Genomic DNA, 18289 nt, shown 5'->3' on the forward strand with positions numbered 1-18289 from the left:
TTGTCAGGCTCCTTCGGTTGATTCGGCAGGCGCGACGTCGTCCGCCTGCAGCGCAAGAAACAGCGCGGCCGCCAGCGCCAGTCCGATGCCGGCCAGCCGGTAGCCACCCGGCACCGCGCCGGCCAGCGCCATCGCGATCACGGTGGTCAACAGCGGCGCGCCGGCATTGACCAGCGGCGACACCGTCAGCGCCTTGCCGTGCCGGAAGGCGTACACCAGCGTCAGCGCGCCGATGGCATTGAGCACCTGTGTGGCGGCGGCCAGCAGCGGCCCGGATGGCCCGTAATTGATCGGCTGCGAGAAATCGGTCATCGCCAGCGCCACCGGAATGCACAGCAGCGCACTGGCGGTCATGTAGAAGAAGATGCTTTCGGCATCCATGCGCGTGTTGGCCAGCTTGATGAAGTACGCCTGCAGGCCCCATGCGACCAGCACGCCAATCGCCAGCACGAACCACAGCCCGTACTGCTGCGGCGCGCCGCCCGGGTTGAAGTCAAACAGCGGCAGCGCGCACACGGCCAGCACGATGCCGAGCACGCCCATGCGGCCCGTACGCTCATGCAGGAACAGCAGCGAGAGCACGATCGTGATGACGGGAGAGAGCGAAATCAGCGGGAAAATCAGGTAAGCCGGACCGGCCTTGACTGCGTAGAACAGCACCATCTGGCCACCCGCGCCCAAGAGGCCAATGGCCAGCCCGTAGCACACGGCAGTGCGATCGCGGCGCACGCGCCAGCCGGAGCGCGCCAGCACGAACAGCGCCGGCGGGATCATCGTCAGCGCCCACACCACATACACGAGGGTTTCAGGAAAACCGTTCTGCGTGGGCAGGCCTGCGAAAGCGCCCCATACTCCCCACAGCAGCGCCGTCGCCAGCGCGTAACCGAGCCAGCGCGGCCTGGCAGCACCGGCGGTGACTTGTTCAGGCAGCGTTGTCGTTTCCACGGCGTCTGCCGGATTCATGGGGCCACCCATGCTGTCAGCCCGGTCATGCGGTATTCAATCCCATTGCTCGATGTGCGTTTCATCCGAATCCTCTCCGCCAGGTGCGTTTGTTTCAAACGTTTTCGTTGCCATCGATGTGATAGTAAAGAAGTGACAAACGAAAAGCAAAGTCTTTCCAAATATTTTCGATATAGCGTGTTTTTGATGACAAAATCGCGCCTTTTATTTTCGAATACTTTCGATTACCATCTGGACAACGGATGTACGTGCCGTCCGAACTGTTCCGCCCGTAGACAAATTCATCGTCAGGAGATTTGCATGAACCATCGCTGGAGTAAGCCACGTGAACTCAAACCCTGGGCCGTTGTGTGCAGCAGCCTGGCTGCCGCCCTGGCGCTGTCGGTAATGCAGGTGCATGCAAAATCTCCCGCTGATCCCCTGGCTCCGGCAGGCCACTGGGAAGGCAACACGAGCGGCAGCGCGAGCACGCCGCCGATGGGCTGGAACAGCTGGAATGCCTTTCGCACGGAAGTCGACGAAGGCAAGGTCATGGGCGCGGCGAAGGTGCTTGCCGACAGCGGTCTGGCAAAGCTCGGCTACAACCATGTCATTCTCGACGATGGCTGGTGGATGAAGCGCCGCACCAGCGATGGCCGCCTGCAGATCCGCACCGGCATCTTCCCGTCTGCCGCTACCGGCGGGCCGGACGGCACGAGCTTCAAGCCGTTCACCGACAAACTGCACGCGATGGGCTTCAAGGCGGGCATCTACACGGATGTCGGGCGCAATGCGTGCTCGCAAGCCTACGATCTGCATTCGCCCAACCTGCCACAGGGCACGACCGCCGAACGCGAAGTGGGACTGGACGGCCACGTCACGCAGGACATCAACCTGTATTTCAAGGAATGGGGCTTTGACTACCTGAAGATCGACGCCTGCGGGCTGGCCGATTTCATACCGGGCTCGGACCTGGTCAAGAAGCAGAGTTACCGCGGCATGGCGCCGCTGATCGAACGCGGGTCGATCAACCGCACGGATATCGGCGCCGTGCGTGCCCGCTACGAGACCGTTGCTGCGGCAATCAAGGCGGCGCGCCCGCTGGGTGATTATGTGATGTCGATCTGCGCCTGGGGCATGGCCAACGTGCGCAGCTGGGGCAAGGATGTCGGCAACCTGTGGCGCACCAGCGCCGACATCACGCCGAGCTGGACCAGCATGCTGCACAACTTCGACAGCGCGGCCAAACGTGCGCTGTACGCCGGCCCCGGCCACTGGAACGATCCCGATATCCTGCACATCGGCCATGGCGAATTCGATGCCAGCAACCCGGTCGAAGTGCGCTCGCATTTTTCGCTGTGGGCGATGATCAATGCGCCGCTGCTGATCAGCTATGACTTGCAGCATGGTCCGGCGTCGCTGCTCGCCGTCCTGGGCAATGCGGACGTGATTCGCCTGAACCAGGACAAGGCCGGCCACCAGGGCATCGTCGCCTATGATTCGAACGATGCGCAGATCATCGTCAAGACGCTGGGTGACGGCCAGCGCAAGGCAGTGGCACTGTTCAACCGCGGCGCGGCGCCGGCACCGGTGACGCTGCTGGCGATGCACCTGAAACTGGCGGATGGCGCGCCGGTCACGCTGCGCAACCTGTGGACGAAGGAGACCTTGACCTTCACCGGCGAGAAAGCCTTCACGCTCGCGCCGCACGAGACGCTCGTGTTCGAAGCGCAAGGCAAGCGCCAGCTGGAACACGGTGTGTATCTGTCGGAGATTCCGGGGTCGATCAATGTCGCGGTTGACGGGACGCGCCAGCCGCAACTCGATCCGACCATCCATCGCATGATCGACCCGTGGTCGAGCACCCGCTCTGGTGGCTCGCGGCCCCAGTATGCGGGCTGGGGAGGCGCGCAGCCGGATGCAACGCCGTTTGGCCAGAGCCTGCAGGTGGCCGGCCAGGTGTTTACGTCGGGGCTTGGCGTGCTGTCCAATTCGCGGCTTCAGGTGAAGAACGATGCCGGTCATGCGCGCTTGACCGCGTCGGTTGGCGTGGACGATTCGACTGAAAACACGGGCGAGCTGGTGCGCTTTTATGTGTATGGCGATGGAAAACTGCTGACGCAAAGCGCGCCGGCACGGTTCGGATCGAAAGTCCAGGCATTGACGGCCGATGTGCGCGGCGTGAAGGTCATTGAACTGGTGGTGCGGGATGCCAAAACTGGCAACGCAGTGCCTGTCGTGGCGACGTGGGGCGACGTGCAGCTGACGCAGGCGGCTGCCGCTGTGCCAGGTCCGCGAACCTCTAGCAACGACCGCATCTGAGTGCCGGGACACGACACGATATGACCTCATTCACCAGCCTCGACACCCTCGTCTTCCTCATCTACTTCGTGGCCATTTCGGCCTACGGCATCTGGATCTACTGGAGCAAAAAACGCTCGTCCGGCAAGGCCACCCACGACTTCTTCCTGGCGGAAGGGTCGCTCACGTGGTGGGCCATCGGCGCCTCGCTGATCGCCTCGAACATCTCGGCCGAGCAGTTCATTGGCATGAGCGGGGCGGGCTTTCGTATCGGCATGGCGATCGCCGTGTATGAGCTGATGGCCGCGGCGACGCTGGTCATCGTCGCCGTGTTCTTCATGCCGATCTACCTGAAGAACCGCATCTACACGATGCCGCAATTTCTCGAGCGGCGCTACGGCCCGGCGGTGGCGGCGACGATGGCCGTGTTCTGGCTTGGCCTGTACGTGGTGGTCAACCTGACCGCCATCCTGTACCTGGGCGCACTGGCCATCAGCAGTATCGCCGGGCTGAACGTGCTGGCCTGCATGCTGTTCCTGGCCGTGTTCGCGACCGTCATCACGCTGGGCGGCATGAAGGTGATCGGCTACACCGATGTGATCCAGGTGCTGTGCCTGGTGATCGGCGGGCTCGTTACGACCTGGATTGCGCTCGATCTGGTGGCGGCGCTGGCCGGTGGCCAGGGCGCGGTGCGCGGTCTGAGCGAACTGTATCTGCGCGCCGGCGAGCATTTCAATATGGTGCTCACGCGAGACGATCCGAACTACATGGACTTGCCCGGCATGTCGACCATCATCGGTGGCATGCTGATCGTGAACCTCAACTATTGGGGCTGCAACCAGTACATCGTCCAGCGCGCGCTGGGTGCCAACCTTCATACGGCGCGCAAGGGCTTGCTGTTCGCGGCCTTCCTCAAGCTATTGATGCCGGTGATCGTGGTCTTGCCCGGCATTGCGGCCTACGCGCTCGACAAGTCCGGCACACTTGGCGACGCGATGCGGCCGGACGGTGAACTGAATCCGGACCGCGCATACCCTACCCTGCTGGCCCTGCTGCCGGCCGGGCTCAAGGGGCTGGCGTTCGCTGCGCTCGTTGCGGCGGTCGTTGCGTCGCTGGCCGGCAAGGCCAATAGCGTCGCGACGATCTTCACGCTCGACGTCTACAACAAGCATGTCAACCGCGCAGCCAGCGAGCAGCGCATGGTCTGGATCGGCCGGATCTCCGTGCTGGCGGCGATGGCCATCGCCGTGCTGCTCGCACCCTTGCTGGGGATCGACAAGAAAGGCGGCTTCCAGTACATCCAGGAATACACTGGCTTTGTGTCACCCGGCATCCTGGCGATGTTTTTGCTGGGCTTTTACTGGCGCAAGACCACTGCTGCGGCGGCCATGTTCGCCACGATTGGCGGGCTGGTGTTTTCGGTGTTTCTCAAGTTCTTGCCAATGGTGATGGATCTGGGTTTTCTGGCGCCGATCGGATTTGCGGTCAATAACGGGGCTGGTGTGTATGAGATCCCGTTCCTTGACCGGATGCTGATCGTGTTCGTCATGGTGGTGATTGGTATGGTTTTGTTGAGCATTACGGCGCGGCGCGATGGTAGCCACAAGCGCATGGTGATCGACCGGTCGATGTTCCGCGTTGATCGCGGCTTTGCGCTTGGCTCGGTGATTATTTTTGTCGTGCTGGTGGCGATTTACGGCGGTTGGTAGGTTGAAGACATGTTGTCGCGCTGGTTCGATTTGTCGTTCAAAGGGAACGAGATCGGCAGCGCGCTCGTGTTCACAGCTGGGTCCGTGTCCGAATGTCAGACCTGACCCCGGCTTGTGCCCCGGCTTGATACTGCTCCAGCAATCATGTTTCACCGCAAAAAGCAATTTTCTTTTGACATCATTGCTGCTATAATTGCGGCCCTTTTACAACAAAACCCCCGGTAGCACATCTGCTATCGATCGCTTTCCATGCCGTGCATGGGAACCGAACCCCGGGCCAACCGCCCGCATCAAGCAACGTTCGCCGCATCGCGGTTGAACGACACTCAGCGTCATTAACACGCACACAGCACCCGGCACGCACTGCGCACATCGCAAGCGCCGGCACGCCTTTGGCATTGTCGCCGCGTCGACAGGCCAGGCACGCGCTGTCTGCATCACGACCATGTCGCGATCTCCGCTGCGGGCCTCGTTGCCTGCGGCGATTTCATTTCATCCGACAGATCGAGGGAGAACCACACCGTGGCAAAACAAATCATCATCGACCAGGTCTTCAAAGTCTTCGGCGACAAGCCGGAAGCCGCCCTTGACCTGGTTCGCCAGGGCGCCAGCAAGCAGGACATCCTGGCCCAGACCGCCTGCACCATCGGCGTGTTCGACGCCAGCTTTACGATTGAAGCCGGCGAAATTTTCGTCATCATGGGCTTGTCCGGGTCGGGCAAATCGACGATGGTGCGCATGCTCAATCGCCTGATCGAGCCGACCGCCGGGCGCATCCTGATCGACGGCAATGACATCAACACCCTGCCCGACGCCCAGTTGCGCGCACTGCGCCGCAAGGACATCAGCATGGTGTTCCAGTCGTTCGCGCTGCTGCCGCAACTTACCGTGCTCGACAACACGGCGTTCGGCATGGAGCTGGCCGGCACGCCGAAGGCCGAGCGCCATGCGCTGGCCTTGCAGGCGCTGGACCAGGTGGGCCTGGCCGGGTATGGCGCCAGCTACCCGGACGAATTATCGGGCGGCATGCAGCAACGCGTGGGCCTGGCCCGCGCGCTGGCGTGCGATCCCGCCATTCTGCTGATGGACGAGGCGTTTTCGGCGCTCGATCCGATCATGCGCACCGAGATGCAATCGGAGCTGCTGCGCCTGCAGCAGATCAAGCGCCGCACCATCGTGTTCATCTCGCACGATCTCGACGAAGCGATGCGCATCGGCGACCGGGTGGCCATCATGAAGGACGGGCATGTGGTGCAGGTGGGCACGCCGGAAGACATCCTGCGCCAGCCTGCCAACGACTACGTGCGCAACTTCGTGCGCGGCGTCGATGCCGCGGCAGTGTTCAAGGCCGGCGATATCGCCCGTAAAAGCCAGATCGTGGTGGCGGAGTCGCCCGCGCGCGGTTCGCGCGCAGCGCTGTCGATGCTGGAAGAGCAGGATCGGGCCTACGCCTACGTGGTCGACCCGCAGCAGAAATTCCTGGGCGTGGTTTCGGCCGACTCGCTGCGCAGCGCGCTCGATGGCCACGTCGGCCCGCTGGGCCTGGCGCATGCCTACCTGCCCGACGTCACCACCATCGATGCCGATGAACCGGTCGCAGGCCTGTTCGGCCAGGTCGCGCAGATGCCGTATGGCGTGCCCGTGGTGACGAACGATGGCAAATACCGCGGCGCCATCAGCAAGACCACCCTGCTGAAGTTCCTTGACCGCGACACGCCGCCCATCGCCGCACCACACATCCCGAAAGGACAACCATGAATTCCGGCACCGCCGAAGCGACCCAAGCCGCCGCCCCTCAAGCTGCGCAGATCAATCCATGGCTGCCGACCCCGCCGCGCGATACCTCCTGGCTCGACGCCGCACCGGCTGTCTCGCCCGATCAGGCCAGCGTCGGACTGTCCGATCTGCTGGACGGTTCGCTGCCACTCCAGTCCGGGATCAACGACGCGCTGGGCTGGGTGGTCGAGCACTTCCGTCCATTTTTCCAGATCGTGCGCGCGCCCATCGACGCCACGCTCGACGCCGTCAGCGCGCTGTTGCTGGCTGGGCCAGCCCTCGCGGTGATCGCCGTTATCGGCGTGCTGGCCTGGCAATTCACTACCCGCACGCTCGCCATCGGCACCGTGGTGGCGCTGCTGATCGTGTCGATGCTGGGCATCTGGTCCGACGCCATGATCACGCTGTCGCTGGTGCTGACCTCGCTTGCTTTCTGCATGGTGATCGGCTTGCCGCTGGGGATTTTCCTGGCCAGCAGCGACCGCGCCCAGAACCTCCTGCGTCCGCTGCTCGACGCCATGCAGACCACGCCGGCCTTTGTCTACCTGGTGCCGGTGGTGATGTTGTTTGGTATCGGTAATGCGCCGGGTGTGATCGTGACGATCATCTTTGCCCTGCCACCGCTGGTGCGCCTGACCAATCTCGGCATTCGCCAGGTGCGGCCCGACCTGATCGAGGCAGCGCGCGCCTACGGCGCCTCGCCGTGGCAGTTACTGACCCGCGTCCAGTTTCCGCTGGCAATGCCGTCGATCATGGCTGGCATCAACCAGTCGCTGATGCTGTCGCTGTCGATGGTCGTGATCGCCTCGATGATCGCCGTGGGCGGCCTGGGCCAGATGGTCCTGCGCGGCATCGGCCGCCTCGACATGGGTCTGGCCACCGTAGGCGGCCTGGGCATCGTGCTGCTGGCAATCACGCTGGACCGCCTGACGCAATCGATGGGACAGCCGCGTCGTGGCGTACGCCACTGGTACCAGACCGGCCCGGCCGGCCTCATCCTGCGCCTGACGCGCGGCAAGCCACAATCATAAAAAGGACAACGAATGCATCGCATGAAAAAATTTACGATCAAACATCAGTCACGACGCATGTTTCGCTGGATCGCCACCATCGCGCTTGGCGCACTGGCGCTCACTACCCACCTGGCCGTGGCGCAAACGCCGGCGGACGCCCTTCCCGGCAAAGGGATCAAGGTGCAAGCGCTGCAAAGCCCGGTGGCCGAAGAGACGTTCCAGACCATGCTGGTCGACCGTGCGCTGGCAGCGCTGGGCTACGCACCGCAACCCATCAAGGAAGTGGAATACCCCACGGCCCACGTCGCCATTGCCAATGGCGATGCCACGTTCCTGGCGGTGCACTGGGACCCCTTGCACAAGGATTTCTATGACAACGCCGGCGGCGACGCCAGGTTGCTGCGCACCGGCGAGTACGCCGGGCCGGCAGCCCAGGGCTACCTGATCGACAAGGCCACGGCCGACAAGTACGGCATCACCAATATCGGCCAACTGCGCGAGCCGCGCTTGGCCAAGCTGTTTGACAACGACGGCGATGGCAAGGCGGACATGGCCGGTTGCAATCCGGGCTGGGGCTGCGAAGCGATGATCGAGCAGCACATGGACGGCTTCAAGCTACGCAGCACGGTCACGCATGTGCAGGGCAATTACTCCGCACTGATCGCCGATACCATCGGCCGCTTCAAGCGCGGCGACCCGATCCTGTATTACGCCTGGACGCCCTACTGGGTCAATGGCGTCCTGATTCCGGGCAAGGATGTCGTGTGGCTGCAGGCGCCGAAGACGGCGTATCCGGGCAAGCCCGATACACGCCTTCCCGATGGCAGCGACTACGGCTTTGCCATCAACACGACGCGCTTTGTCGTGAACCGTGCCTGGGCCGAGAAGAACCCGGCTGCCGTGAAGCTGTTCCAGGTGATGCGCTTGCCGATTGCCGATATCGACGCGCAGAATGCGCGCATGCGCACTGGCGAAAACTCCCAGGCCGATATTGCGCGCCATGTGTCGGGGTGGATCAAGTTCCATCAGAAGGAATTTGATGACTGGATTTCGCAGGCGCGGGCGGCGGCGCCGTGATTTTGCCGTAGTCGCAAGAGCGCCGTCAGGACGCAGTGATTGCGATTGGCCTGGCGGCCCCTCTTGGTCGCCTGAACAGACGGTACGCTGAATGTGATCTGCATGACCGTCACCCTATCCCTGTAAGCCTGGTTGATTGACTGGCGTGTTATCGGTATTGTTGGCGCAAAAGCCTTCTGTTTTCTTGCTCAATACGTTGGTTAGTTACATTTTGTAAATTTCTGCTGTTGTTCCGCCCGCTCCGATCGATTCTCTAACCTTCCGCGTATTTCATGCATTCGTGTCGGGAATGGCATAGCCTTCCAGCAAAAAACGCAGGCAATCTACAAAGCGTCACAAAGCCAAAACATTGTGGAGACGGGTACTACACCTGCCTATCCAGTGATGCCGAGCACCTGCCCGACGCGTCGCCATCAGCAGGCATTAACAAAAAAGCTCGCCGAAGCGAGCTTTTCTAAAATCTTCCGAAGAATGATTTAAGCACGAAACCTTATTCCCACTCAATCGTCGCCGGTGGCTTCCCCGAAATATCATAGACAACGCGGTTAATCCCCCGCACCTCATTGATGATGCGGTTCGACACCTTGCCCATCAACGCATGCGGCAGATGCGCCCATTGCGCCGTCATGAAGTCCAGCGTCTGCACGGCGCGCAGCGCAACCACGTATTCATACGTGCGGCCATCGCCCATCACGCCCACCGATTTCACCGGCAGGAACACGGCAAACGCCTGGCTGGTCGCTTCATACCAGTTCAGCGGCGCCTTGCCCGCATCAATGCCCGGCACGTGCGGTACTTCGAACGGCGTGTTGCGCAGCTCTTCGATGAAGATCGCATCGGCTTCACGCAGCAGGTCGGCGAACTCTTTCTTGACTTCACCCAGGATGCGCACGCCCAAACCAGGACCCGGGAACGGGTGACGGTAGACCATGTCATGCGGCAGGCCCAGCGCGACGCCCAGCTTACGGACTTCATCCTTGAACAACTCGCGCAGCGGCTCGAGCAGCTTCAGGTTCAGTGTCTCTGGCAGGCCACCCACGTTGTGGTGGCTCTTGATCGTCTGGCCCTTTTTACCTTTACCAGCCGACTCGATCACGTCCGGATAGATCGTGCCCTGCGCCAGCCACTTGGCATTGGTCAGCTTGCCCGCTTCAACCTGGAACACTTCGACGAACTCGCGGCCGATGATCTTGCGCTTCTGCTCGGGATCGTTCACGCCGGCCAGGTGGCCCATGAACTGGTCTTCGGCATCGATGCGGATCACTTTCACGCCCAGGTTCTTTTCGAACATGCTCATGACCATCTTGCCTTCGTCCTTGCGGAGCAAGCCGTGGTCGACGAACACGCAAGTGAGCTGGTCGCCAATCGCGCGGTGGATCAGCGCGGCAGCCACGCTCGAGTCGACGCCGCCCGACAGGCCCAGGATCACGTCGTCGGTACCGACCTGTGCGCGGATCTTTTCAACGGCTTCGCCGATGTAATCCGGCATGTTCCAGTCCGACTTGCAACCGCAGATCTCGTGCACGAAGCGGCCGATGATGGCTTCGCCCTGCGTCGTGTGCGTGACTTCCGGGTGGAATTGCAGCGCGTAGAAATGGCGCTCTTCGTCGGCCATCGCGGCGATCGGGCAGCTGTCGGTCGAACCCATCAGCTTGAAGCCGTCCGGCATTTCGAGGACCTTGTCGCCGTGGCTCATCCAGACCTTCAGCATGCCGTGGCCTTCGTCGGTGACGAAGTCATTGATGCCGTTGAGCAGCGCCGTATGGCCACGGGCGCGCACTTCGGCGTAGCCGAATTCGCGCTTCAGGCCGTTTTCGACCTTGCCGCCCAGCTGGGCCGCCATGGTCTGCATGCCGTAGCAGATGCCCAGCACGGGCACGCCGGCTTCGAACACGGCCTGCGGCGCACGTGGCGAATCGCCTTCGAGCGTCGAATTGTGGCTGCCCGACAGAATGATGCCCGAGGCGCCGTAGTCGCGGACGAACTCGTCGCTGACGTCGTAGGGGAAGACTTCGGAGAAGACGCCGGCATCGCGCACGCGGCGGGCGATCAGCTGGGTGACCTGGGAACCGAAATCGAGGATGAGGATTTTGGAGTGCATGAGTTAGCTGTCAATAGAAATCTAGGTAGGGTGGACGGGTTTCCCGTCCACGCGTTCAGACAAAGCCAGCACTGATTGAACGCGTGGACGGCAGAGCCGTCCACCCTACGGATGCGGCCGCAAGCGACCACGTGGGTGCGGCCACAAGCGGCCGCGTCGCGTGTCGTGTTACTCCGAACGGTAGTTCGGCGCTTCTTTCGTGATCTGCACATCGTGCACGTGCGATTCGCGCATGCCGGCCGACGTGATTTCGACGAATTCGGCTTTCGAGCGCAGCTCTTCGATGGTGCTGCAACCGCAGTAACCCATCGACTGGCGCACGCCGCCGATCAGCTGGAAGATGATCGCCAGCACGCTGCCCTTGTAGGCCACGCGGCCTTCAATACCTTCAGGCACGAACTTGTCGGCCTTGCTCGACGCTTCCTGGAAGTAGCGGTCGGCTGAACCGTCGGCCATCGCGCCCAGGCTGCCCATGCCGCGGTACGATTTGTAGCTGCGGCCCTGGTACAGGATGACTTCGCCCGGTGCTTCTTCGGTACCGGCGAACATGCTGCCCATCATGACGGTGTGTGCGCCTGCAGCCAGTGCCTTCGAGATGTCGCCCGAGAAGCGGATACCGCCGTCGGCGATGCACGGCACGCCGGTGCCTTCGAGTGCTTCGGAAACATTGGAGATCGCGGTGATCTGCGGCACGCCCACGCCGGCGACGATGCGGGTGGTGCAGATCGAGCCAGGGCCGATGCCGACCTTGACCGCATCCGCGCCCGCTTCGACCAGCGCCAGCGCGGCCGATGCGGTGGCGATATTGCCGCCGATGACGTCCACGTGCGGGTAACGGTCCTTGATCCAGCGCACGCGATCGAGGATGCCTTGCGAGTGACCGTGGGCGGTGTCGACCACCAGCACGTCCACACCGGCCGCGACCAGCAGTTCGATGCGCTCTTCATCGCGCTCGCCGACGCCGACAGCGGCGCCCACCAGCAGCTTGCCCTGCGAATCTTTCGAGGCCAGCGGGTGTTCGTGCGACTTCTGGATATCCTTGACGGTGATCAGGCCGCGCAGTTCGAAGTTGTCGTTGATGACGACCACGCGCTCGAGGCGGTGCTTGTTCATCAGGCGCTTGGCTTCGGCCGTGTCCGCGTCTTCCTTGACCGTGACGAGCTTGTCGCGCGGCGTCATCTTGGCGCGCGCTTCGGCGTCCAGGTCTTCCTCGAAACGCAGGTCGCGGTTCGTGATGATGCCGACCACCTGATTGCCCTCGACCACCGGGAAGCCGCTGATGCCATGCTGTTGCGACAGCGCCAGCACTTCGCGGATCTTCATGGTCGGTGGAATCGTGATCGGATCGCGCAGCACGCCCGCTTCGAAGCGCTTGACCCGCGCGACTTCGCGCGCCTGGTCGGCTGGACGGAGATTCTTGTGGATGATACCGATGCCGCCCTCTTGCGCCATGGCGATCGCCAGGTTCGCTTCGGTCACGGTGTCCATCGCGGCGGACAGCAGCGGAATGTTCAGCGTGATATTGCGGGTGAGCTTGGTGCGCAGGGAAGTTTGGGCCGGAAGAACGTTGGAGTAGGCCGGGACGAGCAGCACGTCATCGAAGGTGAGTGCTTTTTGGAGGAGACGCATAGTATTTCCTATAGGCGCAAAAGCGAATTATACAGAAACCCGTGATTTCCGTCGCCGCCCTGGCCCAAATTTAGTTGGTGCGGTACGGTTTGCGATTGACAGCCAGGCCGAAGCATGGCGAAATCTGTTAATTCTCAGGAGCAATTTCTATGACGCGTATGCCGTACCGCGCCCTCGGCGCCACCCTGCTCTTTCTTGCCGCCACGGCCGCGCAGGCCCAGTATGTCTGGATCGGCCCTGGCGGTACGCGCCAGTATTCCGATCGCCCGCCACCGCCCGGCACGCCGGCCAGCAAGATCGTCAAGGCGCCGGGCCGCGCCGCCCCCGAACTGGCACCGGCGCCCGCGCCGCCTGCGGCCACGCCAGTCGAACCAGTCACCACCGATCCTGCCGCCAAGCCGCTGCCACCGAAAGGCCCACCCACGCTGGCCGAGCAGGAAGCCGCCTATCGCGCGCGCACCAAGGCACGCGACGAAGCCAATCTGAAAGCACAGGAAGAAGCGCAGCGTGCGCGCCAGTTGGCCGAACGCTGCAACGCCGCGCGCGAAACGCAAGCGCAGCTCGCGTCCGGCACACGCATCGCGCGCTACGGCCAGGATGGTCAGAAACGTTATATGACGGATGCCGAGCGCGCCACGCGGGCCGCACAGGTCAATCAGGCACTGCAGGGCTGCCGCTAGCGCCTTCCCGCTTGGCCGCGCGCTTGCGGCGCGACTCTTTCGGGTCGGCCACGAGCGGCCGGTAGATCTCGATGCGGTCGCGCTCGCGCAGCACCGTGTCGAGCGTCTTCTTCTTCGCGTAGATGCCTACCGGCTGCGTCGTCAGATTGATGTCGGGGAAGGCTTCCAGCACGCCGCAGCGCTCGATGGCCATGCCGATCGTCGTGCCGGGTTCTACCTGCAGCTCGCGCAGCCATTCGACCTTGTCACTGGCGTAGCAGACCGAGATGCCCACCAACGCGGGCGAGGCCGCGAGGTCAGCCATACACGACCTCGGCGCGCTTGCAGAACGAGTCGACCATGCTGTTGGCGATCATGCCGAACACGGGGCCGACGATCTGCGCCAGGATCATGCTGGAGAACTCGTACTGCATGTCGAACTCGATCTTGCAGGCATCGGCGCGCAGCGACTTGAAGCTCCAGGTGGCTTCGAGCAGCTTGAACGGGCCGTCGACCAGGTGCATCTTCATCTGGGTCGGGCGCTGGTTGTGGTTCGAGGTCGTGAAGCTTTGCTTGACGCCGTGAAAATTAATTTGCAGGGCCGCGACGAGCTTGTCATCGGTGCGTTCGACGATGTTCACGCCACTGCACCAGGGAAGGAACTTGGGATAATCTTCGACTTTGGCAACGAGGTCGAACATCTGTTCTGCGCTATAGCCAAGGAAAACTGATTTGTGCACTACTGCCATTGGTCAACCGTTTGTTATGATGGGGGTCGTTTGCAAGTGGCGCCACCGTTGGCGCAATAGCAGTAGTTTAACCGACACGCGAATTTTCGCCTTTTCATGAGCATCGCTGACAATAAAAAAGCATTTTTTGACTACTTCATCGAAGACCGCTACGAGGCAGGTCTCGTGCTGGAGGGTTGGGAAGTCAAGGCCATCCGCGAAGGGCGGGTGCAGATCAAGGAAGCCTACGTGCTCGTCCGTGACAACGAGCTGTACCTGTTCGGTGCGCACGTCAGTGCATTGACGACCACGTCGAGCTTCAGCCACCCCGAGGCGCTGCGCTCGCGCAAGCTTCTGCTGCACCGCGCCGAGATCGACAAGCTGATCGGCAAGGTGGAGCGTTCCGGCTACACGCTGGTGCCGCTCAACCTGCACTTCAAGAAGGGCAATGTGAAGTGCGAGATCGGCCTGGCCAAGGGCAAGAAGCAGCACGACAAGCGCTCGACCGAGAAAGACCGCGACGCCAAGCGCGAGGTCGATGCGGCGATGAAGACCAACCGGCGCTAAGCCGTTCTAGGCGTCCCGTGCCGATAACTCGAGCACGCGGGCGCCGGTCAGCGCGATCAGGTCGCGGTCATGGGTCGAGAACAGCACCAGGTGTTCGTGCGCCCGCGTGGTGATCTGATCGATCAGAAATGCCCGGGCGTCGGCATCGATGCCATTGGTCGGCTCGTCCATCAGCACGACCTGCGCGTCCCCCATCAAGCCGGCGGCCAGCATGAACTTCTTGCGCGTGCCGAGCGACATGTCGCCAAAGCGCGCGCCAAGATACGCCGCGATGCCGAAGCCTTCCAGCAGTGCTGCGTGTGGTCCGCCGCAGCCACGCAGCGCCTGCACCATGCGCAGGAATTCGTCGCCGGTCATGAAGTCGTACGCAACCGACGCATCGGGCACCCAGGCCAGTGCCGCGCGGGCGCCCTGCCCGCGCGCCAGGTCATGCCCGCAGACCAGCACGCGCCCCCTCTGCGGCGCGTCGATGCCGGCCAGCAGCGCCAGCAAGGTCGACTTGCCGGCGCCGTTGGGCCCCACCAGCGCCACGGCGCCTGCGCCAAAGGCCAGATGCAGGTCCTCGAACACCACGTGGCTGCCGTAGCGCATGCCCAGTCCTTCGGCTGTCAACAGCATCGTCATTGTGTTGCTCCCATCAGGATCAGTGCAGCGAATGTCAGTGCGGCCTTGAACGCGGCGCCGTACCGGTGCCGCTGCAGCGCCGGGGCGCCGAGCAGTGTGAGCAGCAGCAGGGACAGGCCAAGGCAGTGGGCCAGCATCGACAGCAGGTTTGGGCTGCTCGCCGGCGTGACGCGGTACCCGAGCCACACCAGGATGCCGATGCCGCCGCCCAGGCCCAGCACGACCAGGTGTTCGGCCACGAGCGCCTTGGTCACGCCGAACGGTATGCTGCGCAGGTAGGGTTCGAGCGGCTGGCGCGCCCGCCAGAACGCGTAATACAGGCCGGCGAGTGCATGCGCGCTCACGGCGCACGCCACCGCGATGAAGCCGCCGGCATCCTGGCGCTTGCCCACCTGGCAGATCATCCACCAGCTGGTCGCATGCACGAGCAGCGCCGCCCCGATACGCGGCAGCGCCACGTGCAGGTGGCCGCGCCACAGGCTGCGCACCTGCAGCAGTGTCAGGGACACCAGTGCAGGAACACGCAGCACGCCGCTTGCGTCCGTGCGCCGCGCGCCACGAGCACGGTCAGCACCGAACACCACGACATGCGCCACGGCGAGTGTCAGCAGGACCAGCCCAAGAACATACAGGGGAAAGAAACCGTCAGCGCCGGGCGGCGGTGCGGGGCTCGTGGCCACGGTCCAGAAAGCGACCGCAAACGGCAGCGCCCACCACTGCAGTGCGACGAGCAGCAAGGCAACATCCAGCGCAGGCGCCACGCGCCCTCCGTGCAGGCTCGCACGGGCAAACCCGGCAAGCGCCGCGCCGCGCACAAATGGCCGGTGGACGCGCGCCCACAATGCAACCGCCGCCAGCCAGCCGACGATATAGATGGAGCCGGTGCCCCAGTCGGCGGGATCACGCCAGAAGTGCAGGATCGGCGCGGCCAGCAGCGTGGGCCGCTCAACGAGCGCGAGGCCAAACAAGGCAAGACAGATGACCAGTACGTGCGCATAGCGCGCGTACAGCGCCCGCGACTGCGCGGCGAAATACCGGCGGCGCAGCAGGAACAGGGTACCGAAAGGTTCGGCCACCGCTGCCCGCCAGCGCCGCGTGGCCATCACTCAGGCCGCGACGACGGCAGGTTTGACCGCCATGAGCACCGACAGGCGCCAGGCGCCGAAGCTCAGCGCCAGCCCGGCCGCCACGCCCAGCGCCAGGTGCAGCGCGCTGTGGAACAAGAGCGGCGCCACCAGGCCCGAGACCAGTGCAAACGACATCATCTGAATGAAGCCGATCATCGACGAGGCCAGCCCGCGGTTGTCCGGGAACAGCCCCAGCGCGGTGATCTGGATCGCCGGCATCGCGACCGACAGACCAAACGTGTAGACGAACAGCGGCAGCACGGCCCACGGCACGGCGGCGGTGAACACCGCGTTGTAGCCGACATTGAATGCCGCACCCAGCGCCATCACGCCAAAGCCCAGCCACATCATGCGGGTCGGCGTGCTTTTGTGCGCGTGCTTGCCGCCCCAGGCCGAGCCGACCACCATGCCGCCGACGAGCGGAATGAACATCCAGGCAAACGCCGTCTCAGGCAGACCAAGGATCACCATGACGAAGTTCGAGGCCGAGCCGATGTACAGCGACAGGCCTGAAAACGCGAGGCCCAGCGCCAGCGAGAGCAGCACGAACTGCGGATGGCGCAGCACCTTGACGTAGTTGCGGCCGATGGTCCCGGGATGGAACACCTGGCGCTTTTCACGCGGCAGGCTCTCGGGCAGGAACTTCAGGCACACCAGGATCAGCAGCGCGCCGAACACCGCCAGGAACACGAACGACGAGCGCCAGCCGAAGGTGACGTGCAGCCAGCCGCCCAGGACCGGGGCGATCGCTGGCGCGAGGCCGAACACCATCATGATGTGCGACATCATGCGCTGCGCCTGCGCGCCCGAGAAGCGGTCCTGCACGATGGCCTGACCGATCACCGAGCCCGCGCCGGCCGACAGCCCCTGCAACGCGCGAAACACAAGGAGCCAGCCGAAGCTCGGTGCCCACGCCGCGCCAATCGAGGCCAGCGTGTAGACGGTCAGCGCGGTCAGGATCACGGGACGGCGGCCGAACGAATCGGACAGCGTCCCGTAGAACAGCATCATGAACGCAAACGTGAACAGGAACACGCTCAGCGTCTGCTGCACCGCGACCGGGCCGACCGCGAATTCGGCCCCGATGGCCGGCATCGACGGCAGATAGGTGTCGATGGCCAGGGCCCCGATCATGCCGAGGCAGGCGAGGATGACGGTGAGGAGTTTTTGCATGGACGGCGCTTTCGGAAAACCTGCCGGCGCTGCACGATGCACGATGCATGGGGCCGGATGACGGGCATTGGAGGGCTGCGATTGTAATCGACTTCGGCCTTCCCGATCTGCCGCCGCCCTGTTTTCAATCGGTGCGCAGCGTCATGCCGAAACGCTCGAAACGGGGCATCCAGTCGTGCTGGTAATCGGCAGAGACCAGGATGCGTTCGGCGCGGCCAAGCAGCTTGGCGCGCGGCACCAGGCCGATGACGCGCGAATCGGCGCTGTTGTTGCGGTTATCGCCGAGCATCAGGTACTGACCGGGCGGTATGCGCATCAGCGCGATGTCACGCAGCCCGGGCACGCCAGGGAGCAGTTGTACGCGCTGATGCGTGCCGCCCACGGATTCGCTGAGCCGGACGGCGTCGACCTCGCGGCCCCAGGCGGACTCGCGTGCGGTCCCCGCCAAGCCGTAGGCAGCCTCTTCCCCATTGATGCTCAAGCGGTCATTGCGCATCTCGACCAGGTCGCCCGGCAACGCCAGCACACGCTTGATCAGGCGCGTGCCGTCGCGCGGCGAATAGAACACGACCACGTCGCCGCGGGCAGGATCCCCGAGGTGCGCCACTTGCCGTTCAGTCAGTGGTATCTTGAGGTCGTATGCCAGCCGGTTGATGAACACGACGTCGCCCTCGAGCAGATTGGGCCGCATCGACCCGGATGGAATCGGACTCCAGTCGGCGACCGCGGTGCGAAAGACGCCAAACAACAGCAGAAACAGCAGAAAACCCTTGTTGGCGCGGATGAGTTTGGTCACGGACTGCTCCTGATTGGGTGATGGAACCATCGATGGTAAATGTCGATCAACCGTCGATGCTTAGCCT

General features: G+C 63.4%; 16 protein-coding genes. 7 read left to right on the forward strand and 9 right to left on the reverse strand.

Translation table 11 applies throughout. The features are described from left to right. Window positions 1-3: 3 nt before the first annotated feature. A complete protein-coding gene (locus AC56LV_RS06760) occupies window positions 4-963 on the reverse strand; it encodes an EamA family transporter (RefSeq protein ID WP_499556610.1) in 960 nt (319 codons plus the stop codon). 300 nt (window positions 964-1263) lie between these two features. Here AC56LV_RS06760 and AC56LV_RS06765 point away from each other — a divergent pair, with 300 nt between their 5' ends. The 5 genes from AC56LV_RS06765 (at window position 1264) to proX (ending at window position 8818) form a co-directional block, all read left to right on the forward strand. Then, complete coding sequence (locus AC56LV_RS06765; RefSeq protein WP_499556611.1) at window positions 1264-3264, forward strand: NPCBM/NEW2 domain-containing protein; 2001 nt, start codon at window positions 1264-1266, stop codon at window positions 3262-3264. Window positions 3265-3284: 20 nt separating this feature from the next. Continuing rightward, complete coding sequence (locus AC56LV_RS06770) at window positions 3285-4952, forward strand: sodium:solute symporter family transporter (protein ID WP_499556612.1); 1668 nt, start codon at window positions 3285-3287, stop codon at window positions 4950-4952. Between the two features lie 522 nt (window positions 4953-5474). Further along, the gene (gene proV / locus AC56LV_RS06775; protein WP_499556613.1) at window positions 5475-6710 is read left to right on the forward strand and encodes a glycine betaine/L-proline ABC transporter ATP-binding protein ProV; all 1236 of its coding nucleotides are present in this window, start codon (window positions 5475-5477) and stop codon (window positions 6708-6710) included. Next, window positions 6707-7759: a glycine betaine/L-proline ABC transporter permease ProW gene (proW, locus tag AC56LV_RS06780; RefSeq protein WP_499556614.1), complete on the forward strand. Its 1053-nt coding sequence runs from the start codon at window positions 6707-6709 to the stop codon at window positions 7757-7759. The genes proV and proW overlap by 4 nt, the downstream gene beginning before the upstream one ends. A gap of 21 nt (window positions 7760-7780) precedes the next feature. Next, window positions 7781-8818 carry a glycine betaine/L-proline ABC transporter substrate-binding protein ProX gene (proX, locus tag AC56LV_RS06785; RefSeq protein WP_499556615.1) on the forward strand — a complete coding sequence of 346 codons (1038 nt, stop codon included), beginning with the start codon at window positions 7781-7783 and terminating at the stop codon, window positions 8816-8818. 490 nt (window positions 8819-9308) lie between these two features. Here proX and guaA read toward each other — a convergent pair whose 3' ends face one another. Next, window positions 9309-10919 (reverse strand): glutamine-hydrolyzing GMP synthase, encoded by a 1611-nt coding sequence (gene guaA / locus AC56LV_RS06790; RefSeq protein ID WP_499556616.1) that lies wholly within the window; start codon window positions 10917-10919, stop codon window positions 9309-9311. Between the two features lie 168 nt (window positions 10920-11087). After that, window positions 11088-12548 carry an IMP dehydrogenase gene (gene guaB, locus AC56LV_RS06795; RefSeq protein WP_499502666.1) on the reverse strand — a complete coding sequence of 487 codons (1461 nt, stop codon included), beginning with the start codon at window positions 12546-12548 and terminating at the stop codon, window positions 11088-11090. Between the two features lie 149 nt (window positions 12549-12697). Between guaB and AC56LV_RS06800 the strand changes: the two genes are divergently transcribed. Beyond that, window positions 12698-13228, forward strand: coding sequence for a DUF4124 domain-containing protein (locus AC56LV_RS06800; RefSeq protein WP_499556617.1), 531 nt, complete (start codon window positions 12698-12700; stop codon window positions 13226-13228). Here the strand turns inward: AC56LV_RS06800 and AC56LV_RS06805 are convergent. Together AC56LV_RS06805 and AC56LV_RS06810 are read right to left on the reverse strand one after the other, a co-directional pair. Next, entirely contained in the window at window positions 13200-13532 is a 333-nt protein-coding gene (locus tag AC56LV_RS06805) for an RnfH family protein (protein WP_499556618.1), read from the reverse strand. The genes AC56LV_RS06800 and AC56LV_RS06805 overlap by 29 nt on opposite strands. Then, a complete protein-coding gene (locus AC56LV_RS06810; RefSeq protein WP_258834442.1) occupies window positions 13525-13956 on the reverse strand; it encodes a type II toxin-antitoxin system RatA family toxin in 432 nt (143 codons plus the stop codon). The genes AC56LV_RS06805 and AC56LV_RS06810 overlap by 8 nt, the downstream gene beginning before the upstream one ends. A gap of 96 nt (window positions 13957-14052) precedes the next feature. On the opposite strand from AC56LV_RS06810, the gene smpB reads away from it, so the two are divergent. After that, window positions 14053-14502 carry an SsrA-binding protein SmpB gene (smpB, locus tag AC56LV_RS06815; RefSeq protein ID WP_343028481.1) on the forward strand — a complete coding sequence of 150 codons (450 nt, stop codon included), beginning with the start codon at window positions 14053-14055 and terminating at the stop codon, window positions 14500-14502. Window positions 14503-14508: 6 nt separating this feature from the next. Here smpB and AC56LV_RS06820 read toward each other — a convergent pair whose 3' ends face one another. From AC56LV_RS06820 to lepB, 4 genes are all read right to left on the reverse strand, one after another. Next, the gene (locus tag AC56LV_RS06820) at window positions 14509-15126 is read right to left on the reverse strand and encodes an ATP-binding cassette domain-containing protein (RefSeq protein WP_499556619.1); all 618 of its coding nucleotides are present in this window, start codon (window positions 15124-15126) and stop codon (window positions 14509-14511) included. After that, window positions 15123-16202 carry a hypothetical protein gene (locus AC56LV_RS06825; protein WP_499556620.1) on the reverse strand — a complete coding sequence of 360 codons (1080 nt, stop codon included), beginning with the start codon at window positions 16200-16202 and terminating at the stop codon, window positions 15123-15125. The genes AC56LV_RS06820 and AC56LV_RS06825 overlap by 4 nt, the downstream gene beginning before the upstream one ends. 30 nt (window positions 16203-16232) lie before the next feature. After that, window positions 16233-17426, reverse strand: a complete 1194-nt coding sequence (locus AC56LV_RS06830; protein ID WP_499556621.1) for a multidrug effflux MFS transporter — start codon at window positions 17424-17426, stop codon at window positions 16233-16235. Window positions 17427-17550: 124 nt separating this feature from the next. Next, window positions 17551-18222, reverse strand: a complete 672-nt coding sequence (gene lepB / locus AC56LV_RS06835; RefSeq protein ID WP_499556622.1) for a signal peptidase I — start codon at window positions 18220-18222, stop codon at window positions 17551-17553. Window positions 18223-18289 lie beyond the last annotated feature (67 nt).

It is taken from the genome of Telluria sp. RB2R28 (assembly GCF_059685835.1).